This window comes from Nonomuraea bangladeshensis (assembly GCF_039529455.1).
GTDB lineage: Bacteria > Actinomycetota > Actinomycetes > Streptosporangiales > Streptosporangiaceae > Nonomuraea > Nonomuraea bangladeshensis.
On sequence record NZ_BAAAMV010000002.1, the window covers coordinates 349,238 to 374,934 of the forward strand.

The window sequence follows — 25,697 nt, forward strand, 5'->3', positions numbered from 1 at the left end:
ATCACGCCAGGGCGCGCCGGTAGAGCCAGAAGACCCGCTCCGCCCGCGCGCCCACGGCCCGCGAGTAGAACCGCAACGGCCCGACCCACCCGATCTGGGCGTCCGCCTGCCCCGCGGCCCGCTGCTCGGCCAGGCACCTGCGGAGCAGCACCCGGCCCAGCCCGAGCCCCCGCGCGGCCGGCGCGGTGCCCATCGGCCCGAACCAGGACGGCCGCGCCCCCCACGCGGCGAACGCGAGGATCTCCCCGTCGCGCTCGGCGAAGTGCAGCCCGGTGGCGTTGGCCGCCTCCCAGGCCCACCGCTCGTTCCAGTGGCCGGCGACGAACGCCGCCACCCGCTCCCGCTCGTCCCCGCCGGCCGCGCGCACGGCCACCCCGGCCTGCTCCAGCCGGACCAGGTCGTCCTCGACCGACAGGTCGCCGCCGCCCAGGTCGGCCGTCATGTTCCAGGCCACGTGGTAGCGCTCGTAGCCGAGGCTCTCGGCCAGGCAGGCCGCGGCGGTGTAGCGCACGTCGATGCCGGGCCAGGCGTAGCAGGGCGGGTTGCCGGCCCAGCGGGCCTCCCGCGCGCCCCGCTCGCGCAGCCACTCCTCGGCCGCCAGCACCAGCGCCCGGCCACGGCCCTCGCCGCGCGCCGACGGGTGCACGGAGAGCAGGTCGAGATGCCCGGTCCCCGGGTCCTTCTCCGACAGGGACGTCATCACCACGCCGCCGTCCACGGCCAGCGCGGTCCACGTCCGGCCGGGCGGCGGCGCGGCCAGCCGCCGGACCAGCGCGGCCCCCTCCCCGGGGTCGCAGGTCAGCGCGTCCGCGGCGATCCCGGCCGCCTCCGCCAGCTCCGCCGCGTCCGCGATCGGCCGCGCCTCGAAGGCCATCACACCTCACTCATCGGGCGCGCGATCACGCTGCGCCGCTCGGGGTAATAGCACGCGTGCTCCTGCGGGATCCCCTCGGTGATCCGCAGCAGCGGCCGCTCGTCGGCGCACCGCTCGCCCTGGAACGGGCATCGGCGGGCGAACAGGCAGCCCTCGTCGGACTGGCTCTCGTCCAGCGACGACAGCGGCGTCACCGGCTCCTCGCCGGGCCGCTCCAGGCCGTGCAGCACCGGGATGGCCGACAGCAGCGACTGCGTGTACGGGTGCACCGGATCGGCGATCACCGTGTCCACGGGGCCGCGCTCGACGACCTGCCCGCGGTAGATCACGTACAGCTCGCCGTCGTCGCCGATGTAGCGGGCGGTGGCGACGTCGTGCGTGATGAACAGCACGCTGACGCCGAGCCGCTCGCGCAGGTCCTTCAGCAGCGCCAGGATGCCGAGCCGGAGCGAGACGTCGATCATCGAGACCGCCTCGTCGGCCACCAGCATCTCCGGGTCCACCGTGAGGGCCCGCGCGATGACCACCCGCTGCCGCATGCCGCCCGAGAGCTGGTGCGGGTAGCGCGCCAGCACCGTGCCGGGGTCCAGGCCGACCAGCGAGAGCACCTCGGCCGCCCGCTCCTCGATCCACGCCGCCGACCGGCCGGTCTGCTTGGCGCGCAGGCTCAGCGGGGCGTACAGCGTCTGGTGGATGGTCCGGGTCGGGTTGAGCGCCGAGTACGGGTCCTGGTGGATCATCTGGATCTTGCGGAAGTGCGGCTGGCGCTGCTTGGGCCGCAGCGGCGTCATCGGCACGTCGCCGATGACGATCTCGCCCTCGTCGTAGCTCTCCAGCCCCGCGATGATGCGCCCCAGCGTGGTCTTGCCGCAGCCGGACTCCCCGATGAACGAGGCCGCCCCGCCCTTCGGGATCGCGAAGTCCACGCCGCGCAGCGCCCGCACCTCGCGGGCGCCGAGCACCTTGCCGCGCTGCTTGAACGTCTTGACGACGCCGGTCCCGGTGATCACGCGTGCTCCTTCGTCGCGACGGTCGTGGACGCCGGCGCGCTGTTCACGGCGTGGCAGGCCACCAGGCGCGGGCCGTCGGCGACGGTCTCCGGGTCCACGGTGTCGCACACGTCCATGCGCAGCTCGCAGCGCTCCCTGAACACGCACCCCTGCTTCGGCACGGTCGCCAGCGTCGGCGGCCGGCCGGGCAGCGCCCGCGCCTCGCCGATGTCGCCGGTCAGCCGGGGGATGGCCTGGATCAGGCCCCGCGTGTACGGATGCCGCGGCGCCCCCAGCACCTCCCGCGTCGGCCCCTGCTCGACCAGGCGGCCGCCGTACATGACGGCCAGCCGGTCGGCCACCTCCGCCACCACGCCGATGTCGTGCGTGATGACCAGCGTGGTCAGCCCGCGCTCGGCGTGCACCTCGCGCACGATCCGCAGGATGTTGGCCTGCGTGATCATGTCGAGGGCGGTCGTCGGCTCGTCCAGCACCACCAGGTGGGCGTTGAGCACCAGCGCCAGCATGATGCCGACGCGCTGGCGCATGCCGCCCGACAGCTCGTGCTGGTGCGAGTCGAGCACCCGGGCGCCGTCCAGCCCCATGCGGCCGAGCAGCTCCTTGGCCTCGCGCACCAGGCCGCGCAGGTCGTCCACGCCGTGCGAGCGGCCGAGGTCGAGCAGTTGCTTGCCGACCGTCTTGAGCGGGTTGAGGGAGTTCTGGGCGGCCTGGAAGACGTAGCCGATGTGCTTGCCGCGGGCCTTGCGCAGCTCCTCGCCGCGCAGCCCGACGACGTCGCCGAGCCCGTCGATCTCGACGCTGCCGCCCGCGATCCTGCCGGGCGGCTGCACCGCGTTCAGCAGCGACAGCGCCAGCGTGGACTTGCCGGAGCCGGACTCGCCGACGATGCCGGTGATCGAGCCCGGCTCCAGCGTCAGCGTCACGCCTCTGACGGCGGGCAGCTCGCCCGCGGGGGTCTTGTAGACGACGGTCAGTCCGTCGATGCGCACTCCCGGCGCTTGGTTGCTCACCCTCACTACTCCTCGCGCAGCCGGGGGTTGAAGATCTCGTCCATCGCGTCCACGACGAGCACGATGGCCAGCGTCAGCAGCAGGATCGCCAGCAGCGGCCCCAACAGGTAGCCGAGCGCGTTCGGGGTGATCAGCGCGCCCGCCTGGAACACGGCCAGGTTGAGCATCACGCCCCAGTTGTCCGACTCGTACGGCAGCACGCCCAGGAAGAACAGGCCCACCTGCGAGTAGACCGCGCCGGTCACCGAGATGAGCATGTTCATCGCGATGTACGGCGCCATGCTCGGCAGCAGCTCCTTGCCGATGATGTGCGTCGTGGACAGCCCGAGCCCGCGCGCCGCCTCGATGAAGCCGCGCTCGCGCAGCGACAGCGTCTGCGAGCGCACCGCCCGCGCCACGCCGCCCCAGCCCAGCAGGCCGAGCACGAGGCCCATCTGCCACGGGCTGCCGAAGCGCCACACGGTGGCCAGCACCAGCAGCAGCGGCAGGCCGGGGATGGTGAGCTTCATGTCGGTCACCCGCATGAGCACGGTGTCCCAGCGGCCCCGCTTGAAGCCGGAGAACAGGCCGATCGAGGTGCCGACGACCACCGTGATGAGCGCGGTGATCGCGGCGGTCAGCAGCACGTACCGGGAGCCGGTGATGACCAGCGCCAGCACGTCGCGGCCCTGCGGGTCGGTGCCGAGCCAGTGCTCCCAGCTCGGCGGCTGCGTGATCGCGGCCGGATCGTTGGGCAGCGGGTCGGGCAGCAGCATCGGCCCGACGACCGCCATGACGACGAACCCGGCCAGGATGACCACGCCGACCAGGCGGCTCGGCTTGCGCCGCATCACCCGCCACACGCCGCGCCAGAAGTTGCGGCGCAGGGTCGAGGCGGCCGATCCGGTCTCGGGGATGAGCGTCGCGCTCACGAAACCTCCTCCCCGCTGCGCACCCGCGGGTCGATGACCGTGTAGAAGAGGTCGGCGACGATGTTGGCGAGGATGGTGCCGACGGTGATGAGCAGGAACGCGCCGCCCATCAGAGCGTAGTCCCGGTCGTTGACGGCGCCGATGAGCAGCCAGCCGAGGCCGGGATAGTTGAAGATCTTCTCGATGAAGACCGCGCCGCCGAGCAGCAGGCCCAGCGACAGGGCCAGCATGGTGAACAGCGGCAGGATCGCGTTGCGCGCGATGTAGCGGAAGACGATCGAGCGCTTCATGCCGCGCAGCTCGGCCGCGAGGATGAAGTCGTCGCCGAGCACGGTGACCACCGACGACTTCATCGCCAGGATCCACCCGCCGTACGCCGACAGGGCGTAGGTGAGGACCGGCAGCAGGGCGTGCTCGACGAGCGAGCCGAGGTAGCCGGCGTTCCAGCCGGGCTCGTACAGGATGTCCACCGAGCCGTCCGCGGGCAGGACCCCGAGGAGCGTCGAGAAGATCATCACGACCAGCAGCGCCAGCACGTACTGCGGGACGCCGTGGAGCAGCGAGCCCGAGATGGACAGAGCGTCGCCGAGCTTGCCGCTGCGCTTGACGGCGGCGTACACGCCGAGGATGATCCCGACGAGGAAGCTCAGCAGCGTGCCGGCCAGCACCGGTAGAACGGTCCACTTGGCCGCGTCGGTCAGCACGTCGAGCACCGGGGTGCCGGGCCTGCTGACCGAGACGCCGAGATCGAGCCGGAACAACCCGGCCATGAAGTCGGTGTACTGCTGCCACAGGCTGCCGTCGGGCTGGAAGCCGTAGAGCACCTTGACCGCCTGCCGGGCGGCCTCGGGGGCCATGCCGCCTTCGATCAGCTTCTCGTACCGGGCGGCCATCGGGTCGCCCGGGATGTTGTTGACGATGAAGAAGCTGATCGTCGCGACTACGAGGATCATGACGAACCCGCGGGCCAGGTGGCCCGCGAGTCGCCGTGCGATGAGCGTCATAGGCTACTGCTTCGCCTTGATCAGACCTTGCTGGATCCACACGCCCGAGGGCAGGACACCGGTGCCCATCCGCAGGATGGAGTCGTCGTGCGGCCAGCCGGTGAAGCGGCTGTTGTTGACGAACTGGGTGTTGACGTAGTCCCAGAGCTGGATGACCGGGAGGTCCTGGTTGGCGGCCTTGGCGAGCTGGGCCATGATCGGCTTGGCGGCCTGCTCGTCGGAGGAGTTCAGCTTGGCGGTCAGCTCACCGGGGTTGATCTTCTCGCCGTCGACCTCGATCTCCTCGGGGCCGCCCATCCAGTTGCCGTTCTTGCCGGGCGCGGAGTGCTGCACCTTGCCGGCCACGTTCGCCCAGCCGTTGGAGGCGCCGTAGAGGCGCTGGAAGATGTCGTACGGCGCGGGGCCGAGCGCCATCAGCCAGAAGCCGACGTCGTACTTGCCGGCGGCCAGCTCCTCCAGGTAGAGCGGGTAGTCGGCGGTCGTCACGACCTCGGCGTCCACGCCGGCCTTGACGAGCTGGCTCTTGATGTTCTCCTGCGCCGACAGCCAGTCGGAGAAGCCGGCGGGCGCGTGCATGGAGACCTTCCACGCCGAGCCGTCGGCCAGCGCCCACTTGCCGTCCTTCTTGACCAGGCCGGCCTGCTTGAACTCCTCCTCGGCCTTGGCCACGTCCACCTTGTACGGCTCCAGCGACGGCAGCGTGTCCGGGATCCAGGCCTGGGCGGCCTTCTGGTGGATGCCGCTCGTCGTGACGGCCGCGGTGCCGCCCTCGGGCGAGGCGACCTGCGTGACCTGCTCGCGGTCGATGAGGTAGGCGAGGCCGCGGCGCACGTGGACGTTGTCGTACGGCTTCTTGGTCTGGTTGAAGGCCATGCTCACCGCGACCGGCGAGTAGCCCTTGATGACCTCGTTGCCGTTGGCCGACTTGATCCGGTTCATCACGTCGGTCGGCGCGGCGGTGAAGCCGGCGTGGTCGAGCTTGCCGGCGATGAGGTAGTTCCAGATCTGCTCGTTGCCGGTGTAGTTGAGGAACTTCACCTGCGCGGGGGCCACGTTCGCGGCGTTGTAGAAGTACTTGTTCTTGACCAGCAGCGCCTCGGACGGGTTCACCCGCTCCAGCACGAACGGGCCGGCGGAGACGTCCTTCTCCGGCGCGAAGGCGATGATCTTCTCGCCCAGGCCGGTGATCTCCTCGCGGGCCTTCTCGGCGTCGGCGCCCTCGCCGCGGGCGGCCTTCAGCTTGTCCCAGAAGTCGGCCGGCAGCACGCTGCTCCACACGTGGGCGGGCAGTACGGTGGTGTCGAGCACGCCGCGCGCGAACTTCGGACTGGGGTTGGCCATGTCCTGCGTGATCTTCACGGTCTGCGGGTCGACCACGGTGACCTCGGCGGCCGCGCCCGCGGCGCCGGGGGTGACGGAGAAGGCCGTGCTGCCCTGCGTGTAGGCGATGCCGATGGACATCTTCACGTCGTCGGCGGTGACGGGCTTGCCGTCGGACCACTTGGCGTTCGGCTGCAGCTTCAGCGTGATCGCGGAGTTGTCAGGGGCGATCTCCCAGCTGGCCGCGATGCCGGGGAGAGCCTGGTTGGGATCGGTGAGGTGGTTCTTGACCCAGCCGAGCTTCATGGAGCTGTAGCCCGGGAAGGAGTTGCCTTTGGGGTTGTACGGGTTGGCCGGGGCGGATGCCTCCAGGCCCGGCCGGTTGACGTCGATGGTGGTGAACAGGCCACCGCCACCGCCCGCCGCGTCGCCGGACTTGTTGGTCGAACCACCGCTGCACGCCGCTGTCGCGGCGGCAAGGCCCAGCAACGTCACTACCGCTGCCAGTCGCTTCATTTGCCGCTCCGGGGGATGTCTCAAGGGATTGACCGGACCCTACGGTCGCCTCCGGAAAGCGTCAATAATCTCCAGAGACTGTGAGGTTAATGTAACTTTCCTTCATCACTGTACAGAGTGACGCTAAGCGCCATCAAGTAAAGCTTTACGGGACGACCAGCACCGCCGCGCCGTTGACCTGGTCGTTCGCCAGATCCGCCAGCGCCCGGCCGGCCGCCTCCAGGGGATAGGGCACCGCCGAGACCCGCGGCGGGTGCGCCGTCGCCAGCTCCAGATACGCCCGCCCGTCGGCCCGCGTGTTGGCCGTCACGCTGCGCACCGTGCGCTCCTGGAACAGATGCCGCTCGTAGTTCAGCGACGGGATGTCGGTCAGATGGATCCCGGCGATCGCCAGCGTGCCGCCCCGGTCCAGCGCCTCCAGCGCCGGCGGCACGAGGTCGCCCACCGGCGCGAACAGGATGGCCGCGTCCAGCGGCTCGGGCGGCCGGTCGCCCGCCGAGGCCGCGCCCAGCTCCAGCGCCAGCCGGCGCGAGGCCGCCGACCTGGTCACCGCGTGCACGGTCGCGCCCCGCGCGATCGCCGCCTGCGCGGTCAGGTGCGCCGAGGCGCCGAAGCCGTAGATGCCGAGCCGCCCGCCCGGCGGCAGGTCGCAGCGGGCCAGCGCCCGGTAGCCGATGATCCCGGCGCACAGCAGCGGCGCCAGCCGCTCGGCGGGCACGTCGTCCGGCAGGTCGTAGACGTAGCCCTCGGGCGCCACCACGTACTCGGCGAAGCCGCCGTCGGCGTCCCAGCCGGTGTAGGCGGAGGCGGGGCACAGGTTCTCCATGCCCCGGCGGCAGTAGCGGCACGTGCCGCAGGTCGAGCGGAGCCACGCCACGCCCACCCGGCGCCCGGTGCCCTCGACCCGGCCGACCACCTGGTGGCCGGGCGTGGTGCGCGGGCGGCGGGGCGGCAGGTCGCCCTCGGCCAGGTGCAGGTCGGTCCGGCACACGCCGCACGCCTCCACCCGCACCAGCACCTCGCCGAGGCCCGGCTCGGGGACGTCCCGCTCGACCGGCTCCAGCGGGCCGGACGCGATCGGTCCCGGCTCGCGCACCACCCACGCTCTCATGCCGCGCCACCTCCTCCTGCGGTGTTACCTCCTCAAGCCGCGTTCACTCGCGTTTCGGGCGGCGGCTCAGGCCCCGGCGAGCCGCGTCGCCGCGAGTGAGGCGTAGAGCGCGGCGCCGTCCGTGAGCACCGCGTCGTCGAAGCGCGCCTCGGGGGAGTGGTTGTAGGGGGCGGTGGCCGGGTCCAGGTCGGGCGGGCACGCGCCCAGGAACACGAACGCCCCCGGCACCCGCTCCAGCACGTACGAGAAGTCCTCCGACCCCATCACCGGCTGCGGGGCGACGAAGTAGCGCCCCGGGCCGAACAGCTCGTCGGCCGTCCTGCCCACGAACCCGGCCTCGTCCTGGTCGTTGACCGTCACCGGGTAGCCCATCCCGAACGACGTCTCCGCCGTCATGCCGTGCGCCGCCGCGATGCCCTCGACCAGCTCCACCAGCCGCCGCTTGACCAGCGCCCTGTTCTCCTTGCTGAACGTGCGCACCGTCGCCTCGAACCGGGCCTCGTCGGGGATCACGTTGTCGGCCGAGCCGCCGTGGAAGCTGCCCACCGTCACCACCACCGGGTCGAACACGTCGAACGTCCGGGTCACCATCGTCTGCAGCGCGGTCACCATCGCGCAGCCCGCCTGGATCGGGTCCAGCGCCCGGTGCGGGCTCGACCCGTGCCCGCCCCGGCCCTTGACCGTCACGCAGAACACGTCCGCCGCCGCCATGATCGGCCCCGGCCGGGAGGCGAACAGCGCGTTCGGCAGCATCGACGACACCACGTGCATCCCGTACGCGGCCACGGGCCGCTCGCCCGCCGCCTCCAGCACGCCCTCGTCGATCATGTACTTGGCGCCCTCGTGGCCCTCCTCGCCCGGCTGGAACATGAAGATCACGTCGCCGGCCAGCTCCTCGCGCCGCGCGCTCAGCAGGTGCGCCGCGCCCGCCAGCATCGCCGTGTGCAGGTCGTGGCCGCAGGCGTGCATCTGGCCGGGCAGCTGGGAGACGAAGGGCAGGTCGTTCTTCTCCGTCACCGGCAGCGCGTCCATGTCGCCCCGCAGCAGCACCGCGGGTCCCGGCCTGCCGCCGCGCAGCACGGCCGTCACCGAGCTGAGCGCCTCGCCGGTCCTGATCTCCAGCGGCAGCCCGTCCAGCGCCGCCAGCACCTTCTCCTGGGTGCGGGGGAGGTGGAGGCCGAGCTCCGGCGTGGTGTGGAGGGAGTGCCTGAGCTGTACGAGTTCGTCCCGCATGTCCTGTGCGGATTCCATGAACGACATGAGCACATTGTTCACGTACCGGCACGGAAGTCGACAAGATACGTCGGTACGATGGCCGGGTGACTCAGCGTAAGCGGATCGACTCCTGGCTGTCCGACATGGACGGCGTCCTCGTCCACGAGGGGCGGCCGGTTCCCGGGGCCGCCGAATTCATCAAGAAGCTCAGCGAATCCGGCAAGAAGTTCCGGGTGCTCACCAACAACTCGATCTACACGCAGCGCGACCTGTCCGTACGCCTGGCCGGGGCCGGGCTGACCGTGCCCGCCGAGTCCATCTGGACCTCCGCCCTCGCCACCGCCCAGTTCCTCGACGACCAGCGGCCGGGCGGGTCGGCGTACGTCATCGGCGAGGCCGGGCTCACCACCGCACTGCACGAGGTCGGCTACATCCTCACCGACCTCGACCCCGACTACGTCGTGCTCGGCGAGACCCGCACCTACAGCTTCACCCAGATCACCCGGGCCATCCGGCTCATCGAGAACGGCGCCCGCTTCATCGCCACCAACCCCGACCCCATCGGGCCGTCAACCGAGGGCTCCCTCCCGGCCTGCGGCGCCGTCGCCGCCCTCATCACCAAGGCCACCGGCGTCGCCCCCTACTTCGTCGGCAAGCCCAACCCCCGCATGATGCGCAGCGCGCTCAACGACATCGAGGCGCACAGCGAGACCACGGCGATGATCGGCGACCGCATGGACACCGACATCGTCTCCGGCATGGAGGCGGGCCTCTACACGATCCTCGTCCTCACCGGCGTCATGCAGCGCGAGCAGATCGACCGCTACCCCTACCGGCCGTCCCTCATCGTCGAATCGGTCGCCGACCTCATCGACCTCATCTGAACCTGACGGATCCCGACAGGTACGCCTGGCAGGCTGTGACGCCATGAACCGCGTTCACCTGGAGATCGGGCGCAAGAAGGTGTTCGCCTGCTCGCTCGACTGGCCCGGCTGGGCCCGTTCCGACAAGAGCGAGGAGGCGGCCCTCGACCGCCTGATGGACTACGAGGCCCGCTACCGCGTCGTCGCCGACCGGGCCGGCGTCCCGTTCCTGCCGGGGGAGCCGGAGGTGGTGGCCCGCGTGCCCGGCGACACCTCCACCGACTTCGGCGTCCCCGCGATCGTCGTCCCCGGCCTGGACCTGGAGCCGCTGCCCGCCGCCGACGCCAGGCGCCAGGTCGCGCTGATGCGCGCCGCCTGGGACCTGTTCGACGAGGTCGCGGGGGACGCCCCCGAGGAGCTGCGCAAGGGCCCGCGCGGCGGCGGGCGCGACCGCGACCGGATCGTCAGTCACGTGGTGGAGGCCGAACGCGCCTTCGCCCGCAAGGTGGACGTGCGGCACAAGCCGTACAAGTCGGCCGCCGACCGCGACGCCCTCCGCCGGGAACTCACCGCCACCCTCTCATCCGCCTGGCAGCCACCCCTCACCACCGCCTGGCCACCCCGCTACGCACTGCGCCGCGTCACCTGGCACGTCCTCGACCACCTCTGGGAGATCGAGGACCGCAAGTAGATCAGAACTCACTACTCAACGTCGCGACTCTCCCACTCTGTGCAATCATCGCCTGGCGCAGAAAGGGACCTGGCTAAACTACGTAGCCAGGTCCCACCAGTCACTGTAGGCATTGGAGGGGCTCGTGTACGTGGAATTCGAGATCGACGGCCTGAAGCGCCGGGTGGGCGACATCGAGAAGTTCCTGAAAACGGGGGGCATCGTGACGGACCACACCAAGGAACTCGACCGACACCTCAAGCTCTTCGAGCGCGTCGACGTCCGCACGGAGAAGATGCAGAAGGACATCACGCACCTCCGCAAGGACGTCACAAACATGCAGGGCGACATCACCCGTCTTCGGGGCGATGTCACGACGATGCAGGGTGATATCACCCGTCTTCAGGGCGATGTCACAACCATGCAGGGCGACATCACCCGTCTTCGGGGCGATGTCACGACGATGCAGGGTGATATCACCCGCCTCCAGGGCGATGTCACGACGATGCAAGGCGACATCACGCACCTCCGCAAGGATGTCACCACGATGCAAGGCGACATCACCTGCCTGCAAGGGGACGTCACTGAGATCAAGGGCGAGGTGTCCGAGCTCCGAGCCACTGTCACGAGCCTGGACGCGAGGGTCACCAGCCTGGACGCGAGGGTCACCGACCTGGATGCGAAGGTGACGCACCTGGATGACAAGGTGGACCACCTGGACTCGAAGGTGACCCGCCTGGATGACAAGGTGACCGGCCTGGATGACAAGGTGACGAAGCTGGACTCCAAGGTGGATCTGATCCTGGAGAAGTTGAGCGCGTAAGGCGGGGGAGCCCTCGGCCGAAGAGGGCCGGGGGCTCCAGCATGTTCGACACGACGCGTCTGATGTGGGCAAAGCCGGTCTCGCGGAGGGGGCGTGCTGGCTACGATCGTCACAGAACGCGATCGGACGGACACGGCGACGCGAGGGAGAAGGCGGGCGTGGGTGGATGTGCAGACGGAGATTCTCGGCTTGAAGCTCCGTGTTGAGGACCTGGAGGCGGACCGCGACAGGTTGGCCGGCCCGTCGGCGGCCCGCCACGTGGAGCTGCTGCGCGAGATCAACGAACGGACCCGGGTCCTCCAGAAGGAGATAGCCGCCCTCCGTGGCCGTGTCGGCGAGGTCTGCCTGGAGATGGGCCAGGACCTCGCGGCCCTGCAGACCGAGGTCGAGGGCGTGCGCCGCGCGATGGTCCCGCCGTTCGTCCGGGTGTCCAGGAGCTCCGGCGACGAGATCCAGCTGCGCGTCGACATCGCCGAGGGGTTCGCCGAGGTGCGGGCCGAGATGGCCCAGGAGTTCGAGTCCGTACGTTCGGAGATGCTCGACCTCGGCATTAAGCTCGACCGGTTACTGGCCCGGGAGGACGACTGAACCGGACCGGGCCGGGCAAGGCAGACATGGCCACAATGGACATCGTGCACAAAAAGTCGCACCGAGTCATAGACGCCCACACTCTTTGACCGGTAGGTCCTTCAGGTAGCCTAACCTACGGTACCGTAACCTGAAGGAGAAGATCATATATGGCGATGACTCAGACGGAGCTGCTGCACGAGCTCGAGCCCGTCGTGGCCGTCGAGCTGGACCGCCACGAGAAGATGGCCAAGGAGTGGTTCCCGCACGAGTACATCCCGTGGAGCGAAGGCCGTGACTTCGACGGCATCTACGGGGGCGAGGCGTGGCAGGAGAGCGACTCGAAGATCCCCGAGGCCGCCCGTGTCTCCCTCATCGTCAACCTCCTGACCGAGGACAACCTGCCCAGCTACCACCACGAGATCGCCACCACGTTCGGCCGCGACGGCGCGTGGGGCACCTGGGTGCACCGCTGGACGGCCGAGGAGGACCGGCACGGCACCGCCATCCGCGACTACCTCACGGTGACCCGCGCGGTCGATCCCGTCGCGCTGGAGCGGGCCCGCATGCACCACATGGAGCAGGGCTTCGCCACCGAGTACGGCACCATGCTCCAGCAGCTCGCCTACGTCTCCTTCCAGGAGCTCGCGACCCGCATCGCCCACCGCAACACCGGCAGGGCCTCCGGCGACGAGGGCTGCGAGCGCCTGCTCGCCCGCATCGCCGCCGACGAGAACCTGCACATGCTCTTCTACCGCAACCTGCTCAAGGCGGCCTTCGAGCTCGACCCGGGCCAGACCATGCGCGCGGTGACCGACGTCGTCACGACGTTCCAGATGCCCGGCCAGGGCATGGAGGGCTTCACCCGCAAGGCCCTCATCATCGCCAACGAGGGCATCTACGACCTGCGCCTGCACCTCGACGACGTGCTCATGCCGGTGCTGCGGCAGTGGTCGGTGTTCGACAAGACCGGGCTCGGCCCCGAGGGGGAGGCGGCCCGCGACGAGCTGGCCGCGTTCCTGGACAGGACCGAGGCGACGGCCGCCAGGTTCGTCGAGCGCCGGGAGGAGCGCCGCGCCCGCGCCGCCGCCCGCCTCGGCTGACGGCCGTGACGCAGGCCTCGGTTGACGGCCTCGGTTGACGGCCTCGGTTGACGGCCTCGGTTGACGGCCGCCCCGGTCGACGCCGGCCTCGGTTGACGGTCGTTCCGGCCCACGGGTCGGGAAACGGTCGGCCCGTGGCGGGACGCGCGGGCCGGACGTGCCATGATCCTGCCCCATGGACGTCCTGGCCCAGTTGCTCATCGCCCTGTTCGCGTTACTGACGATCATCCTGCTCGCCCTGGCGGCGCAGCGGCTGCTGGGCGTCAGGTTCGGCGCGGTCCGCACGCTCGTGGCAGGGCTGGCCGCGTTCCTGCTGGCGCAGCCGCTGCTCGGGCCGCTGCTGACGGCGATGAACATCCCCGCGGACGGGCAGGTGCCGGACGCGGGCGCGCTGGGTGTCCTGCTGCTCGCCACGATGGCCATGGTGCTCATCCCCATGGTGCTGCTGGTGCTGGCCGAGGCGCTGGTCCCGCCCGGCTCGCTGCCGGGGCCGGTGGAGCTGCTGCGCTCGGTGCGGGGACGGGTCTCGCGGGCCCGCCGCTACTCGCAGATCACCCGGATCGCGATCAAGCACGGCCTCGGCCCCTACCTGCGCGGCCGGGGCGAGCGGCTGGAGGACCGTACGGGCAAGGTGCGCCTGGCCAGGTCGCTGCGGGAGGCGCTGGACGAGGGCGGCGTCACGTTCGTCAAGCTCGGCCAGGTGCTGTCCACCCGGCGTGACCTGCTGCCCGCCGAGTTCGTCGAGGAGCTGGGGCGGCTGCAGGACCAGGTGGTCCCGGCGCCGTGGGCGCAGATCGAGCCGGTGCTGGTGGCGGAGCTGGGCGCGCCGGTGGAGGAGGTCTTCGCCGCCTTCGACCGTACGCCGCTGGCGGCCGCCTCCATCGGGCAGGTCCACGCCGCCCGGCTGCCCGGCGGCGAGGACGTCGTGGTCAAGGTACGCAGGCCGGGCATCGGAAGGGTGGTGGCCAAGGACCTCGACATCGTCCGGCGGCTGGCGGCCACGCTGGAGTCCCGCACCCGGTGGGGCCGTTCGCTGGGGCTGCGCGACCTCGCGGAGGGGTTCGCGGCGGCCATCCGCGAGGAGCTGGACTTCCGCGTGGAGGCCGCCAACATGGCCGCCGTCACCGCCCCCCAGCCGCCCGCCACCGCGGAGGGCGCCCCGCGCGTCCGGTACCCGGCGCCGATGACGGCGCTCTGCACCGAGCAGGTGCTGGTCATGCGGCGGCTGTCCGGGCGGCCGGTCACCGATGCCGCGCCCGAGGACGGCCCGCGCCTGGCCCGCGACCTCCTCGACTGCCTGCTCCGCCAGATCCTCGTGGACGGCGTCTTCCACGCCGACCCGCACCCCGGCAACCTCATGCTGCTCGACGACGGCGCCCTGGGCCTGCTCGACTTCGGCTCGGTGGGCCGCCTGGACGCCGCGGTCCGCTCCGCACTGCAACGCTTCCTGCTGGCCATGGACCGTCAGGACCCGCTCGGCGTCACCGACGCCCTGCTGGAGGTGGTGCCCCGCCCCGAGGACATCGACGAGGCCGCGCTGGAACGCGCGCTCGGCCAGTTCATGGCCCGCCATCTGGGGCCGGGCATGGACAGCGTCCAGATGTTCACCGACCTGTTCAGGATCGTCACGGCGTACGGGCTGTCCGTGCCGCCGGAGGTGGCGGCGGTCTTCCGCGCGCTGGCCACGCTGGAGGGCACGCTGGTGCGCCTGTCGCCGGGCTTCGACCTCATCGGCGAGGCCCGCGCGTTCGCGGGCCGCCACATCGCCGAGCGGGCCGAGCCGGCCGCGGTGCGGGAGACGCTCACGCAGGAGCTGGCCGCGCTGCTGCCGATGCTGCGCCGCCTGCCGCGCCGGGTCGAGCGCATCGCCAGCGCCGCCGAGCACGGCCGGCTGGCGTTCAATGTGCGGCTGCTGGCCGACGAGCGCGACCGCCGCTATCTGACCGGGCTGCTGCACCAGGTGCTGCTGACGGTGCTCGGGGCCACGTCGGGCGTCATGGGGGTGATGCTGCTCGCCAACGACGGCGGGCCGCAGATCATGCCGGGGGCGACGCTGTACCACCTCATCGGCTACAACCTGCTGATGATCTCGGCGATCCTCACGTTGCGGGTGCTCGCGCCGATCTTCAGAAGACGTCCGGAATCCGAGGACTAACTCCCGCACCAGGGATAGAGCTGCGGCGCGGAAACCACTCTTGACTCGGGCATGGTCTTGGACAACCTACGCATCGGGCAGGTTTCCGGTAACACCGGACCCCCTTGGGAGCAGAGGGTGAAAATCATCGGCATCGCCGCCGGCCTGCACGCCGGTTCGTTCGTCAACAGGCTGCTGGGAGCGGCGGGCGGTGAGTTGCCCGAGGACGTCGGATTCGAGGTGTGGTCCGGGTTGGGGGAGATGCCGCCGTACGAGCCGGGGCCGATGCCCGCGCCCGTGGGGGAGCTCATCCGGCTGATCCTGGCGGCGGACGCGGTGGTCGTGACGGCGCCCGAGCACAGCCTGCTACCGGACGAGCTGATCGACACCCTTGACTGGCTGGCCGCGTCCGGGGTGCTGGCGGGCCGGCTGGTCGCGGTGATGAGCGCGAGCGCGCGGGCGTGCGGGGCGATGTGGGCCCAGGCGGAGCTGTACAAGAGGCTGCAGATCGCCGGGGCCGTGGTGACGGGCGCCGAGCTGGTGATCCTGCCCGGCCGCCGGCACTTCGACGAGGACGGCCGCCTCGCCGACCCGGTCCTGCGCGCGCAGGTACGTGACGTGATCGGTCAGCTGTGCCTGGCCCAGCCGGCGCAACCGGTCCTTGACGAGGTCATGGAGCCCGCCCTCGGACTGCGCGAGCCCGTGCTCTCCCTCTGAACCCTCTCCCCGGGAAGCGCCGGCTCAGAGGCCGCGGCGCAGCCGTTTGATGTCCGAGCGCTGCTTCTTGGCGGCGATGCGGCGCTCGACGGAGCCCCGGCTGGGCTTGGTCGGGCGCCGCCGCTTCGGCGGCGGGGCGATGGCCTCGCGCAGCCGCTGGGCCAGCCGCTGCGTGGCGGCCTCCCGGTTCCTGAGCTGCGAACGGTACTCGGAGGCGGCGATCGTCACCGTGGCCGACCCCAGCCGGTCGAGCGCCCGCTGCTTGAGCGCGGGCGGCAGCGCTGTGCTCGCCGCCACGTCGAAGGTGAGCTCCACCCGGCTGTCGGTGGTGTTGACGCCCTGGCCGCCGGGCCCCGACGAACGCGAGAAGCGCCAGACGAGCTCGGCGTCGGGGATGACGACGGCGTCGTTGACGACCAGCGGGCCGGGCATGAGCGGAACTCCTGTCGGGATGGATCGTGGGTCCTTGACCGAGTGTCACCGTATCTGGATGACATATGCCGATTCCAACGGTATTTCCTTGGATACGCGCATAAGGGAGGCAGGAGTGGCGGTCATCGTCGGGGTGCACGGCATCGGCAAGTACGACTACTTCCAGGAGGCTGGTTCGGCCGCCGGGGCGGCGGAGGCCATGCGGTTGAAGTGGGACCGCTACCTGCACGCGGCCCTCGGCGGCAAGGGGGACGGACACTACTTCAGCGAGATCGCCTACTTCTCCCACCTGCTGCGGGACGGCGAGGCGCGGGCGCGCTCCCTGGCCGCCATGGACGCCCCCGCCCAGCAGGTCCTGCTGGAGTGGGCGCGCAACCGGGGGCTGGGCGAGCAGGTCACGGGCGCGCTCAGGGCGTTCACCGGATGGCTGCTCACCGCGCTCGACGCCCGGTCCACGGCCTTCGCCGAGCTCTTCGCGCCCGAGGTGGCGGCCTACCTCACCGACGCGGCCAGACGCGAGCGGTGCCGGCAGGCCGTGGCCGAGACGGTCCGCCGCAACCGTCCCAAAGTGGTCATCGCGCACTCGCTCGGAAGCGTCGTCGCGTACGAGACCTTATGGGCCAACCCCGACCTGCGGATCGAGCTGCTGATCACCCTCGGCAGCCCGCTCGGCATGCGCAACGTCGTCTTCGAACGCCTGCTGCCCGCCCCCATCAACGGCCGCGGCGAGCGGCCGCCCGGCGTGGCCCGCTGGGTGAACATCGCCGACAAGGACGACATCGCCGCCATCCCGCCCGGCCTGGGCGGCTGCTTCACCGGCGTGGACGCCGAGGAGCTGGTCAACCTCGACTGGCTCGACTTCCACACGGCCGAGAAATACCTGGGCTGCCCCGCGCTCGACCCGCATCTGCGACCATTCCTGGCATGACCTGGATCGTGTTCGACTACGGCGGCGTGCTGTCGCTGCCCCAGCCCGAGGCCGACACCCTGGAGATGGCCCGCGCGATGAACGCCGACCCCGAGGCGTTCGTGACCGGCTACTGGCGGCACCGGCTGGACTTCGACCGGGCCGATCTGACCCCGCACGCCTACTGGGCGGCGGTGCTCGGCCGGCCCGTCACCCACAGCGAGGTCGCCCGCCTGGTCGCCATGGACGTCGCCGGCTGGGCCCACCCCGACCAGGGCACCGTCGCGCTGCTTGGCGAGCTGCTGGCCGACGGCCGCGACGTGGCGCTGCTGTCCAACGCGCCGATCTGCCTCGGCGACGGCCTGGACGAGCTGCCGTGGATCGCCGCCATCGCACGCCGCTTCTACAGCGGCAGGATGGGCCTGGTGAAACCGGACCGGGAGATCTACGACGAGGTCGCCCGCGCGCTCGGCACCGAGCCGGCCGACGTCGTCTTCATCGACGACCGCCCCGAGAACGTCGAGGGCGCCGAACGCGCGGGCATGACCGGCCTGCTCTACACCGGCTCCGCCGACCTGCGCGCCGCCCTCGGGGCCGTGCTGGCCGCCTGAGGACGACCGTTGCTGTTCACCGGGCCTTGACTCCCCGGCCACGGGCGGGTCAGCCCGGCCGGACATATCTGGTACGTGGACCGCAGAGCCTTCCTGACCGCAGCGGCGGCCGGCCTCGTCACCTCACCGGCGTGGGCCGCCCCCGCCTCGGCCACCTCGTCCAGAACCTCCCGAACCCTCCGCTCCGACCCGTTCACGCTCGGCGTGGCCTCCGGCGACCCGTCGGCCGACGGCTTCGTGCTGTGGACCCGGCTCGCCGCCGACCCTCTCGGCGGCGACGGCCGCGGCGGCATGCCCTCCCGCGACGTCGAGGTGGGCTGGCAGGTCGCGGCCGACGAACGTTTCTCCAAGGTCGTCCGGTCAGGCACCGCCACCGCCCGCGCCCGCGACGCGCACAGCGTGCACGTCGAGCTGTCCGGCCTGGAGCCGGGCCGCGAGTACTTCTACCGCTTCCGCGCCGAGGGCCGGCTGTCCCCGGCCGGCCGCACCCGCACCACGCCGACCGGCGCGGCGACGCCGCTCACGTTCGCCGTCGCCGCCTGCGCGCACTACGAGCACGGCTACTACACCGCCTACCGCCGCCTCGCCGAGCAGGAGCCCGACCTCGTGGTGTTCCTCGGCGACTACATGTACGAGTACGGCCCCAGTGGCTACACCGCCCTGGCCGGTCGCGTCCGTACCCACACGCCGGGCAAGTGCCGGACCCTGGCCGACTACCGCCTCCGCCATGCCCAGTACAAGAGCGACCCCGACCTGCAGCGGGCGCACGCGGGCGCGCCGTGGCTGGTGGCCTTCGACGACCACGAGGTGGAGAACAACTGGGCCGGCGAGGTCTCCAGCACCGGCGCGACCGGCTTCGCCGGGCGGCGGGCGCACGCGTTCCGCGCCTACTACGAGAACATGCCGCTGCGCCGCGCCAGCCTGCGGGGCACCTCGCTGCGGGTGAACCGGCGCGTCTCCTGGGGCACGCTGGCCCGGTTCCACCTGCTCGACACCCGGCAGTTCCGCGACGACCAGGCCTGCCTGGACGGCGTACGGGCGGGCTGCGACGAGCGGCTGTCCGGCCGGCGCACCCTGCTCGGCCGCGACCAGTGGCGCTGGCTGGAGGACGGCCTGCACGGCTCCACCGCCCGCTGGAACCTGCTCGGCCAGCAGATCATGGTGGCCCAGCGCGACTTCAGGACCGGTCCGGGCCGCGAGGTCAACCTGGACTCCTGGGACGGGTACGCCGCCGAGCGCACCCGCCTCCTCGGCGCGCTGTCGCGTACCTCGAACCCGGTGGTGCTGACCGGCGACGCCCACATGCACCACCTGGCGGAGCTCAAGCCCGACTTCGACGACCCGGACTCGCCGGTCGTCGCGAAGGAGCTGATCACCTCGTCCATCGCCAGCGACGGCGACGGCTACCGCGACCGGGAGTGGATCGCCGCCGCGCTGCGGGAGAACCCCCACTTCTCCTACATCGACCAGCGCCGCGGCTACCTCATGGCCCGGCTCACCAGGGACGAGCTGTCGGTCGACTTCCGTACGCTCGACCGCGTCTCACGGCGCGGCGCGCCCGCCAAGACCTCGCACCGGCTCACGCTGACGGCCGACTCCCTGAACGCCCGCTGAGAGCAAACTGAGGATCCGCTCAACAGGCGGCCCGGCAACGGGGCCGGGCCGCGACCCGGGGGCAGGTCCGCCCTCTCCCGAGGCCGCCGGGGGCGGGGCGGGCCCGGGTCGCGGCCCGGGGATCATGGGACGCCGGACGCGTCAGGCATCGGGCCAGGCGCCGTCGGGGAACTCACCCGTGGTGCCGTCCGAGATCACCACCTGGTCGCGCTCGGTCAGGCCCGAGGTGACCTCGACGTACTGGTCGCCGCGCACGCCCGTCTCCACCACCTTGGCCAGGTCACGGCCACCGGACCGTACGGTGATCACCTGGGCGCCGTCCGGCCTGCTGCGGACCGCCGCCGCCGGGACGTAGATCGCGTCCGCGGCCGCGTCCGTGGTGACCGTCACCGAGGCCGTCTGCCCCAGCATCAGGCCGGTCGGCGGCTCGTCGAAGGCGAGGGTGACCGAGTAGCGGACGAGCTGGCCGTCCCTCGTCGCGGTCGGCGCGATCGCCGTCACCGTGCCCGTGTGACGCTCGCCCGGGCGGGTCGCCAAAGTGATCGCGGCCTGCTGGCCGAGCTGCAGCCGGTTCACGTCGGACTCGGTCACCATGGCCTGGACCTGCAGCTCGTCCAGGTCGCCCAGGCTGATGAAGGTGCCGGTGCCGGCCTGGTCGCCGGGCGCTCCCGCCACCGAGAGGACCGTGCCCGCCGCCGGGGCGAGGATGCGGGTGGCGCGTACGGCTTCGGCGGCCTCCTCAAGGGCGGCCTCGGCGCGGTCCACGTTCGCGGTGGCCTGCTCCTTGGTGGTGCCCTGGCCGGCGGTCCTCGGGCTGGTGGACGGGGCGGTGGAGGGGGCGCAGGAGCCGGTGTCCGGGCGGGCCGAGGGTTTGCCGGCGGTGGTCTGCCTCTTCGTGGCGGACGGCTTGGACGTGGGGGAGGCGGCCGGGCGGTGGGTTTGCTGCGTCCCGTCGTCCTGGGGCGGGGCGGTGACGGTTTCGGTAACCGTGACCGTGGCCGTCACGGTGACGGTCACCGTGGGCCCAGGTTCGGGCTCGGTGGGCCTGGTGGTCGGGGTGGTCGGGGTGGAGGTAGGAGTGGCGGTCGGCGTGGCCGTGGGACGCGGGGTGCGGGTCGGCTCGGGGGTCGGCGAGGTCGTGCCGCCGTGGCCGGGGGAGTGGACGGGACCGAGCAGCGCGCCCCCGGCAGGGCCGTCGGCGGCGCCGGTCCGGGCGCTGGTCGGGGTGGCCGAGGGGGTTCCGGCGGGACGGCCGGACGTGGTGGCGCTGGGCTTGCCGCCGGCAGGGGTGCAGTCCGTGCCGCCGCGCGTCGCGGACGTGCCCTTGGACGCCGACGCCGACGCCGACGCCGACGTGGACGTGGACGTGGACGTGGTGGCGGTGGACGCCTTGTCCAGTGCCTCCTCGGCCGCCGCCAGGTCGGCCTTGGCCGCCTCGTACGCCTCCCGCGCCTCCCGCCCGTCGATCCGGGCCAGGACCTGGCCCTTCTTCACCTTCGCCCCCGTCTTGACGTACACATTGGTGACGGTGCCTGAGGAGCCGAAGGCCAGGTCGCGGCGGGAGCCGTCCACGGTGCTGCCCGCGGCGCTCACCACCGCCGTGACCTGCCCGCGCTGCGCCGCGGCGAGCCGTACCTGGACGGCGGCGGGGGAGTCGTCGCGCGTCGCGAGCACGGCCACGCCCGACCCGGCGGCGAGCACGACCAGGGCGAGCCCGCCCAGCGCGAAAGTCCGTCTCATGACGGATCATCCTGGCGAAGCAGGTTCGCGGCAGCCTGCGAGCCGCCTGCAAGTTCTCTGTGCGCCCGCAGGGGCGGGCCCGCTGTCAGCGAACGTTCAGCTTGCTCGCGGCTGCGACGCAGCCTGGTGTGCAAGGGTCACCGCTCGTGAAGGTGTCGAACAGGCGCAGATCGCGCAAGAGCCGCGGAGCTCTGATGACCAACGGAGCGCTGGCGGTGCTCCTGCTGGGCGGGGCCGCGTTCGCCTACTCCCAGCTCGGTACGGAGGAGGCGGCGAGCGAGAGCGCCGTACGGACGGTGACGGCGAGCCGCGGAACGGTCGTGGCCGCGGTGTCCGCCACGGGCGCGGTCGAGAGCGCCAGGTTCCGCGCCCTGTCCTTCGGCACGTCCGGCACGGTCGAGAAGATCTACGTCAAGGCCGGCGACAAGGTGAGCAAGGGCCAGCTCCTGGCCCGGCTGGACGACGCCGCCGCCCAGGAGAACCTGTCGGCGGCCAAGGCCGCCTACGACAGCGCCCTCGCCGACGGCACGGACACGGCGCAGCTCTACGCCGCCTACGTCAAGGCCCGCAACTCCTACCGCGAGGCGCAGCGGACGGCCGCCGCCACGGTGCTGAAGGCCCCCTTCGGCGGCACCGTCACGGCCGTCAACGGCTCGGTCGGCGCGAACGCCGGCGGCTCGGGCGGCCAGAGCAGCGCAGGGCAGGGTCAGTCGCAGAGTTCCAGCGGGTCCACCTCCACGTCCACGTCCACGTCCGGCTCCGGCTTCGTCGAGCTGGCCGACACCACCAAGCTGCAGCTCGTCGGCACCTTCACCGAGTCCGACGTCGGCAAGCTGAAGAAGGGCCAGAGCGCCACGGTCACGTTCGACGCGCTGCCCGGCGTGAGCGCCACCGGCAAGGTCACCCAGATCGAGCCGGTCGCCACCACCAGCAACAACGTCGTCCAGTACCCGGTCACGGTGACGTTCACCGAGGTGCCCGACGAGGTGCGGCTGGGCCAGACCGCCACCGTCGAGGTCGTCACCGGCCGCGCGGAGAACGTCGTCGCCGTCCCGTCCACGGCGATCTCCACCAGCGGCGGCCAGACCACCGTCACCGTGCTCCGGCAGGGCCGCCAGACCCGGACCCCGGTGGAGGTCGGCGTACAAGGGACGACCCTGACCGAGATCAGGTCGGGCGTCTCGGAGGGCGAGCAGATCGTGCCCCCGGCCGCCTCGACCGGCACCACGCAGGGCGGCAACGGCCGCTTCGGCGGCGGCTTCCCCGGCGGTGGCGGCATACCCGGGGGCGGGCGATGACCGCCGGGCTGCGCGTCGTGGAGGACGTGCCGGTCCTCCGGGTACGGAACCTGGTCAAGGAGTACGGCGAGGGCGACGCCAGGGTCCGCGCCCTGCGCGGCGTCAGCCTGGACGTCCAGCAGGGCGACTACGTGGCCATCATGGGCGCCTCCGGCTCCGGCAAGTCCACGCTCATGAACATCCTCGGCTGCCTGGACGTGCCGACCTCGGGGACGTACCTGATCGACGGCGCCGACGTGGGCCGCCTGAACGAACGGCAGCTCGCGATCCTGCGCAACCGGCGGGTCGGGTTCGTCTTCCAGTCCTTCAATCTGATCCCGCGCATGAGCGCGCTGGCCAACGTCGAGCTGCCCCTCGTGTACGGCGGCGTCCCCCAGGCCGAACGGCGCGCCCGCGCGCTGGCCGCGCTGGAGGAGGTCGGCCTGCGCGACCGCGTGCACCACGAGCCGAACCAGCTCTCCGGCGGCCAGCAGCAGCGCGTCGCCGTGGCGCGGGCGCTGGTCACCGCGCCGGCCCTGCTGCTGGCCGACGAGCCGACCGGCAACCTGGACACCGCCTCCACGAACGACGTGCTCCAGATCCTGGACCGGCTCAGCGCGGCCGGCCGCACGATCGTCTGCATCACGCACGAGGACGACGTCGCCGCGCACGCCAAACGGGTGATCCGCCTGGTGGACGGCGAGGTCGTCGAGGACCGCAGGCAGGCGCCGGTGGACGGCCCGCCCCCGAGGACGGCCGCCGGATGAACCAGTTCGAGATCCTCCGCTTCGCGCTGCGCGGCCTGCTGGCCAACAAGATGCGCAGCGCGCTGACCACGCTCGGCATCCTCATCGGCGTGGCGGCGGTCATCCTGCTGGTCGCGGTCGGCGAGGGCTCCTCCCGTTCGATCCAGCAGAACATCCAGCGCCTCGGCGCGAACACCCTGACGATCTCCCCGTCGTTCTCGGGCGGCGGCGGCGGGGGCGGCGGTTTCCGCGCCGGCGGGGCGGGCGGGGGCGGCAACACCGGGCCGCGTACCCAGGCCAGGCAGCTCACCCTGGCCGACGCCAAGGCGCTGACCGACCGGACGCTCGCGCCGTCGGTCAAGAGCGTCTCGCCGGTCGTGAACGCCTCCTCGGCGACGGCCGCGTACGGGCCGGCCAGCCACGCGATCTCCCAGTTCGTCGGCACCTACCCCAGCTACTTCGAGGCGATGAACAAGCCCGTCGCCGAGGGCACGTACTTCTTCAACGACGACGTGCTGGCCGCGCGGAAGGTCGTGGTGCTCGGCCGGACCGTCGTCGAGGAGCTGTTCGGGACGGTGGACCCGATCGGCAAGCAGGTCAGTGTGTCCGGGGTGCCGTTCACGGTGGTCGGGGTGCTCAAGGAGGCCGGGTCCACCGGCATGCAGGACGCCGACGACATCGCGATCGCGCCGCTGCCGGCCGTGCAGCAGAGCCTGAGCGGGTTCGGCTCGCTCGGCCAGATCGTCGTCCAGGCGACCGGCGCCGGCACCACCACGACGGCGCAGTCCGAGGTCACCGCTATTCTCAACCAACGACATGGCATCACCGGCAACAACCCCGACTACCGCATACTCAACCAGGCCACGTTGCAGGAGACCGTCAGTGAGGCGACCGGCACCTTCACCGTGCTGCTCGGCGCGGTCGCCGCGATCTCGCTGCTGGTGGGCGGCATCGGCATCACCAACATCATGCTGGTGACGGTCACCGAGCGCACCCGCGAGATCGGCATCCGCAAGGCGATCGGCGCGCCGCGCGGCGCGATCCTGGGCCAGTTCCTGGTGGAGGCCACCCTGCTGAGCCTGGTGGGCGGGTTGTCGGGCGTGCTGGTGGCCTTCATCGGCACCAGGTTCAGCATCGCCGGCATCGAGCCGGTCCTCGTGCCGTCGTCGGTGGCGCTGGCCCTGGGCGTGTCGGTGGGCATCGGCCTGTTCTTCGGCAGTTATCCGGCAAACCGGGCGGCCAAGCTCCGGCCGATCCAGGCCCTGCGCCACGAGTAAGGAGAGTCACATGTCGAAGCTCGACTCCTCGCCGTTCCCCGACGACCTGGGGGAGGAGCTCGCCGTCGAGCCGCGCCAGGGCAGGTCGAAGGTCACGCTGGCGCTGGCCGCCGGCGTGGTGCTGGTGGCCGGCATCCTCATCGGCATCCAGGCGGGCAAGCTCTTCGGCGACGACACGCCCGCCGTCGCCGGCGGGCAGCGCCCGGCGGCCGGCACCGGCCAGCAGCAGGGCGGCGGCCCTCCCGGCTACGGCCAGCAGCGGAACGGCGGCTTCCCCGGCGGTGGCCAGCGCATGGGCGGCGGCACGTTCGGCACCGTCGAGAAGGTCGAGGACGGCAAGGTGTACGTCAAGACCTCGGACGGCAAGACGGTCACCGTCACCACCACCGACCAGACCACGGTCCAGATCTCCAAGCCCGGCAAGGTCACCGACCTGGAGCAGGGCAGCGACGTCACCGTACGCGGCGAGCAGGGCGCCGACGGCTCGGTCACGGCCTCCGCCATCACCCAGGGCGGCCGGCAGTTCCCGGGAGGCGGACCGCGATGAGCCCCGAGCCCGAGGCCAGGCTGCTGGTGGTCGACGACGAGCCCAACATCAGGGAGCTGTTCTCGGCCAGCCTGCGCATGGCCGGGTTCGAGGTGCTGACCGCCGCCGACGGCCGCGAGGCGCTGCGGGTGGCCGAGGAGAGCAGCCCCGACCTGGTGATGCTCGACATCATGCTGCCCGACCTCGACGGCATGACGGTCGCGGGCCGGCTGCGCTCGCGCGGCCGGCGGGTCCCCGTCCTGTTCGTGACCGCCAAGGACACCCCGGAGGACCGCATCGCCGGGCTCGGCCTCGGCGAGGACTACGTGACCAAGCCGTTCAGCCTGGAGGAGACCATCGCGCGCATCCGGGCCGTGCTGCGCCGCACCCGGCGGGGCACCCCGCCGCCCAACCGGCTGCGCGTCGCCGACCTGGAGCTGGACGAGGAGACCCACGAGGTGTGGCGCGACGGCCTGCCGGTGAAGCTGTCGCCGACGGAGTTCCGGCTGCTGCGCTACTTCATGCTCAACGTGGGCCGGGTGCTGTCGAAGACGCAGATCCTCGACCACGTCTGGAACGGCGACTGGCGCACCGACGTCGGCCTCGTCGAGTCGTACGTCTCCTATCTGCGCCGCAAGGTCGACACCGGCGAGCACAAGTACCTGCACACCCTGCGCGGCGTCGGCTACATCCTGCGCCCGCCGCGCGGTCTGTGAACG

Annotated in this window: 25 protein-coding genes; 15 read left to right on the plus strand and 10 right to left on the minus strand. The window is 71.7% G+C overall.

Annotated elements, in window-relative coordinates:
- Window position 1: 1 nt before the first annotated feature.
- The 8 genes from ABD292_RS05720 to ABD292_RS05755 all read right to left on the minus strand — a co-directional run bounded on the left by ABD292_RS05720 (window position 2) and on the right by ABD292_RS05755 (window position 9,016).
- Window positions 2–874: a GNAT family N-acetyltransferase gene (locus tag ABD292_RS05720; RefSeq protein ID WP_344205783.1), complete on the minus strand. Its 873-nt coding sequence runs from the start codon at window positions 872–874 to the stop codon at window positions 2–4.
- Window positions 874–1,884, minus strand: a complete 1,011-nt coding sequence (locus tag ABD292_RS05725; RefSeq protein WP_344205784.1) for an ABC transporter ATP-binding protein — start codon at window positions 1,882–1,884, stop codon at window positions 874–876. Before ABD292_RS05725 ends, ABD292_RS05720 begins: the two co-directional genes overlap by 1 nt.
- Window positions 1,881–2,894 (minus strand): ABC transporter ATP-binding protein, encoded by a 1,014-nt coding sequence (locus ABD292_RS05730; RefSeq protein ID WP_344205786.1) that lies wholly within the window; start codon window positions 2,892–2,894, stop codon window positions 1,881–1,883. The genes ABD292_RS05725 and ABD292_RS05730 overlap by 4 nt, the downstream gene beginning before the upstream one ends.
- A 5-nt stretch (window positions 2,895–2,899) precedes the next feature.
- A complete protein-coding gene (locus ABD292_RS05735; RefSeq protein ID WP_344205787.1) occupies window positions 2,900–3,805 on the minus strand; it encodes an ABC transporter permease in 906 nt (301 codons plus the stop codon).
- Window positions 3,802–4,809 carry an ABC transporter permease gene (locus tag ABD292_RS05740; protein ID WP_344205788.1) on the minus strand — a complete coding sequence of 336 codons (1,008 nt, stop codon included), beginning with the start codon at window positions 4,807–4,809 and terminating at the stop codon, window positions 3,802–3,804. Before ABD292_RS05740 ends, ABD292_RS05735 begins: the two co-directional genes overlap by 4 nt.
- 3 nt (window positions 4,810–4,812) lie before the next feature.
- Window positions 4,813–6,645 carry an ABC transporter substrate-binding protein gene (locus ABD292_RS05745; RefSeq protein WP_344205790.1) on the minus strand — a complete coding sequence of 611 codons (1,833 nt, stop codon included), beginning with the start codon at window positions 6,643–6,645 and terminating at the stop codon, window positions 4,813–4,815.
- Between the two features lie 145 nt (window positions 6,646–6,790).
- Window positions 6,791–7,756: a zinc-dependent alcohol dehydrogenase family protein gene (locus ABD292_RS05750; RefSeq protein ID WP_344205791.1), complete on the minus strand. Its 966-nt coding sequence runs from the start codon at window positions 7,754–7,756 to the stop codon at window positions 6,791–6,793.
- Window positions 7,757–7,822: 66 nt separating this feature from the next.
- The gene (locus ABD292_RS05755; RefSeq protein WP_344205792.1) at window positions 7,823–9,016 is read right to left on the minus strand and encodes a M20 metallopeptidase family protein; all 1,194 of its coding nucleotides are present in this window, start codon (window positions 9,014–9,016) and stop codon (window positions 7,823–7,825) included.
- Between the two features lie 59 nt (window positions 9,017–9,075).
- On the opposite strand from ABD292_RS05755, the gene ABD292_RS05760 reads away from it, so the two are divergent.
- The 7 genes from ABD292_RS05760 (at window position 9,076) to ABD292_RS05790 (ending at window position 15,848) form a co-directional block, all read left to right on the plus strand.
- Complete coding sequence (locus ABD292_RS05760; RefSeq protein WP_344205794.1) at window positions 9,076–9,855, plus strand: HAD-IIA family hydrolase; 780 nt, start codon at window positions 9,076–9,078, stop codon at window positions 9,853–9,855.
- Between the two features lie 43 nt (window positions 9,856–9,898).
- Window positions 9,899–10,525, plus strand: a complete 627-nt coding sequence (locus ABD292_RS05765; RefSeq protein ID WP_344205796.1) for a hypothetical protein — start codon at window positions 9,899–9,901, stop codon at window positions 10,523–10,525.
- Window positions 10,526–10,655: 130 nt separating this feature from the next.
- On the plus strand, window positions 10,656–11,327 hold the full coding sequence (locus tag ABD292_RS05770; protein ID WP_344205797.1) for a hypothetical protein: 672 nt from the start codon (window positions 10,656–10,658) through the stop codon (window positions 11,325–11,327).
- A 189-nt stretch (window positions 11,328–11,516) separates the two neighbouring features.
- Window positions 11,517–11,915, plus strand: a complete 399-nt coding sequence (locus ABD292_RS05775; RefSeq protein ID WP_344205798.1) for a hypothetical protein — start codon at window positions 11,517–11,519, stop codon at window positions 11,913–11,915.
- Window positions 11,916–12,070: 155 nt separating this feature from the next.
- The gene (locus tag ABD292_RS05780) at window positions 12,071–12,997 is read left to right on the plus strand and encodes an acyl-ACP desaturase (protein ID WP_344205800.1); all 927 of its coding nucleotides are present in this window, start codon (window positions 12,071–12,073) and stop codon (window positions 12,995–12,997) included.
- Between the two features lie 175 nt (window positions 12,998–13,172).
- Window positions 13,173–15,152, plus strand: coding sequence for an ABC1 kinase family protein (locus ABD292_RS05785; protein WP_344205802.1), 1,980 nt, complete (start codon window positions 13,173–13,175; stop codon window positions 15,150–15,152).
- Window positions 15,153–15,269: 117 nt separating this feature from the next.
- Window positions 15,270–15,848, plus strand: coding sequence for an NADPH-dependent FMN reductase (locus tag ABD292_RS05790; protein ID WP_344205803.1), 579 nt, complete (start codon window positions 15,270–15,272; stop codon window positions 15,846–15,848).
- A 24-nt stretch (window positions 15,849–15,872) separates the two neighbouring features.
- Here ABD292_RS05790 and arfB read toward each other — a convergent pair whose 3' ends face one another.
- Window positions 15,873–16,280, minus strand: coding sequence for an alternative ribosome rescue aminoacyl-tRNA hydrolase ArfB (gene arfB, locus ABD292_RS05795; RefSeq protein ID WP_344205804.1), 408 nt, complete (start codon window positions 16,278–16,280; stop codon window positions 15,873–15,875).
- Between the two features lie 115 nt (window positions 16,281–16,395).
- On the opposite strand from arfB, the gene ABD292_RS05800 reads away from it, so the two are divergent.
- The 3 genes from ABD292_RS05800 (at window position 16,396) to ABD292_RS05810 (ending at window position 19,412) form a co-directional block, all read left to right on the plus strand.
- Window positions 16,396–17,208, plus strand: a complete 813-nt coding sequence (locus tag ABD292_RS05800) for a hypothetical protein (protein ID WP_344205806.1) — start codon at window positions 16,396–16,398, stop codon at window positions 17,206–17,208.
- Window positions 17,205–17,798 carry an HAD family hydrolase gene (locus ABD292_RS05805; RefSeq protein ID WP_344205808.1) on the plus strand — a complete coding sequence of 198 codons (594 nt, stop codon included), beginning with the start codon at window positions 17,205–17,207 and terminating at the stop codon, window positions 17,796–17,798. The genes ABD292_RS05800 and ABD292_RS05805 overlap by 4 nt, the downstream gene beginning before the upstream one ends.
- A gap of 75 nt (window positions 17,799–17,873) precedes the next feature.
- A complete protein-coding gene (locus tag ABD292_RS05810) occupies window positions 17,874–19,412 on the plus strand; it encodes an alkaline phosphatase D family protein (protein ID WP_344205810.1) in 1,539 nt (512 codons plus the stop codon).
- Window positions 19,413–19,553: 141 nt separating this feature from the next.
- Here the strand turns inward: ABD292_RS05810 and ABD292_RS05815 are convergent, their stop codons facing one another.
- Window positions 19,554–21,152 carry an efflux RND transporter periplasmic adaptor subunit gene (locus tag ABD292_RS05815; RefSeq protein ID WP_344205812.1) on the minus strand — a complete coding sequence of 533 codons (1,599 nt, stop codon included), beginning with the start codon at window positions 21,150–21,152 and terminating at the stop codon, window positions 19,554–19,556.
- A 194-nt stretch (window positions 21,153–21,346) separates the two neighbouring features.
- Between ABD292_RS05815 and ABD292_RS05820 the strand changes: the two genes are divergently transcribed.
- The 5 genes from ABD292_RS05820 to ABD292_RS05840 are packed head-to-tail and all read left to right on the plus strand — an operon-like array spanning window position 21,347 to window position 25,694.
- Window positions 21,347–22,450, plus strand: coding sequence for an efflux RND transporter periplasmic adaptor subunit (locus tag ABD292_RS05820; RefSeq protein WP_344205813.1), 1,104 nt, complete (start codon window positions 21,347–21,349; stop codon window positions 22,448–22,450).
- Window positions 22,447–23,196, plus strand: a complete 750-nt coding sequence (locus ABD292_RS05825) for an ABC transporter ATP-binding protein (protein WP_344205814.1) — start codon at window positions 22,447–22,449, stop codon at window positions 23,194–23,196. The genes ABD292_RS05820 and ABD292_RS05825 overlap by 4 nt, the downstream gene beginning before the upstream one ends.
- Window positions 23,193–24,452, plus strand: coding sequence for an ABC transporter permease (locus tag ABD292_RS05830; protein ID WP_344205815.1), 1,260 nt, complete (start codon window positions 23,193–23,195; stop codon window positions 24,450–24,452). The genes ABD292_RS05825 and ABD292_RS05830 overlap by 4 nt, the downstream gene beginning before the upstream one ends.
- 10 nt (window positions 24,453–24,462) lie before the next feature.
- The gene (locus ABD292_RS05835; RefSeq protein WP_344205816.1) at window positions 24,463–24,999 is read left to right on the plus strand and encodes a hypothetical protein; all 537 of its coding nucleotides are present in this window, start codon (window positions 24,463–24,465) and stop codon (window positions 24,997–24,999) included.
- The gene (locus ABD292_RS05840; RefSeq protein WP_344205817.1) at window positions 24,996–25,694 is read left to right on the plus strand and encodes a response regulator transcription factor; all 699 of its coding nucleotides are present in this window, start codon (window positions 24,996–24,998) and stop codon (window positions 25,692–25,694) included. The genes ABD292_RS05835 and ABD292_RS05840 overlap by 4 nt, the downstream gene beginning before the upstream one ends.
- Window positions 25,695–25,697 lie beyond the last annotated feature (3 nt).

Excerpts from the sequence above, each read along its gene's own strand:
- ABD292_RS05720 (WP_344205783.1), bottom strand. The coding sequence starts at position 874 with ATGGCCTTCGAGGCGCGGCCGATCGCGGACGCGGCGGAGCTGGCGGAG.
- ABD292_RS05740 (WP_344205788.1), bottom strand. The coding sequence starts at position 4,809 with ATGACGCTCATCGCACGGCGACTCGCGGGCCACCTGGCCCGCGGGTTC.
- ABD292_RS05745 (WP_344205790.1), bottom strand. The coding sequence starts at position 6,645 with ATGAAGCGACTGGCAGCGGTAGTGACGTTGCTGGGCCTTGCCGCCGCG.
- ABD292_RS05750 (WP_344205791.1), bottom strand. The coding sequence starts at position 7,756 with ATGAGAGCGTGGGTGGTGCGCGAGCCGGGACCGATCGCGTCCGGCCCG.
- ABD292_RS05755 (WP_344205792.1), bottom strand. The coding sequence starts at position 9,016 with ATGTCGTTCATGGAATCCGCACAGGACATGCGGGACGAACTCGTACAG.
- ABD292_RS05765 (WP_344205796.1), top strand. The coding sequence starts at position 9,899 with ATGAACCGCGTTCACCTGGAGATCGGGCGCAAGAAGGTGTTCGCCTGC.
- ABD292_RS05780 (WP_344205800.1), top strand. The coding sequence starts at position 12,071 with ATGACTCAGACGGAGCTGCTGCACGAGCTCGAGCCCGTCGTGGCCGTC.
- ABD292_RS05785 (WP_344205802.1), top strand. The coding sequence starts at position 13,173 with ATGGACGTCCTGGCCCAGTTGCTCATCGCCCTGTTCGCGTTACTGACG.
- arfB (WP_344205804.1), bottom strand. The coding sequence starts at position 16,280 with ATGCCCGGCCCGCTGGTCGTCAACGACGCCGTCGTCATCCCCGACGCC.
- ABD292_RS05805 (WP_344205808.1), top strand. The coding sequence starts at position 17,205 with ATGACCTGGATCGTGTTCGACTACGGCGGCGTGCTGTCGCTGCCCCAG.
- ABD292_RS05815 (WP_344205812.1), bottom strand. The coding sequence starts at position 21,152 with ATGAGACGGACTTTCGCGCTGGGCGGGCTCGCCCTGGTCGTGCTCGCC.
- ABD292_RS05820 (WP_344205813.1), top strand. The coding sequence starts at position 21,347 with ATGACCAACGGAGCGCTGGCGGTGCTCCTGCTGGGCGGGGCCGCGTTC.
- ABD292_RS05825 (WP_344205814.1), top strand. The coding sequence starts at position 22,447 with ATGACCGCCGGGCTGCGCGTCGTGGAGGACGTGCCGGTCCTCCGGGTA.
- ABD292_RS05830 (WP_344205815.1), top strand. The coding sequence starts at position 23,193 with ATGAACCAGTTCGAGATCCTCCGCTTCGCGCTGCGCGGCCTGCTGGCC.
- ABD292_RS05835 (WP_344205816.1), top strand. The coding sequence starts at position 24,463 with ATGTCGAAGCTCGACTCCTCGCCGTTCCCCGACGACCTGGGGGAGGAG.
- ABD292_RS05840 (WP_344205817.1), top strand. The coding sequence starts at position 24,996 with ATGAGCCCCGAGCCCGAGGCCAGGCTGCTGGTGGTCGACGACGAGCCC.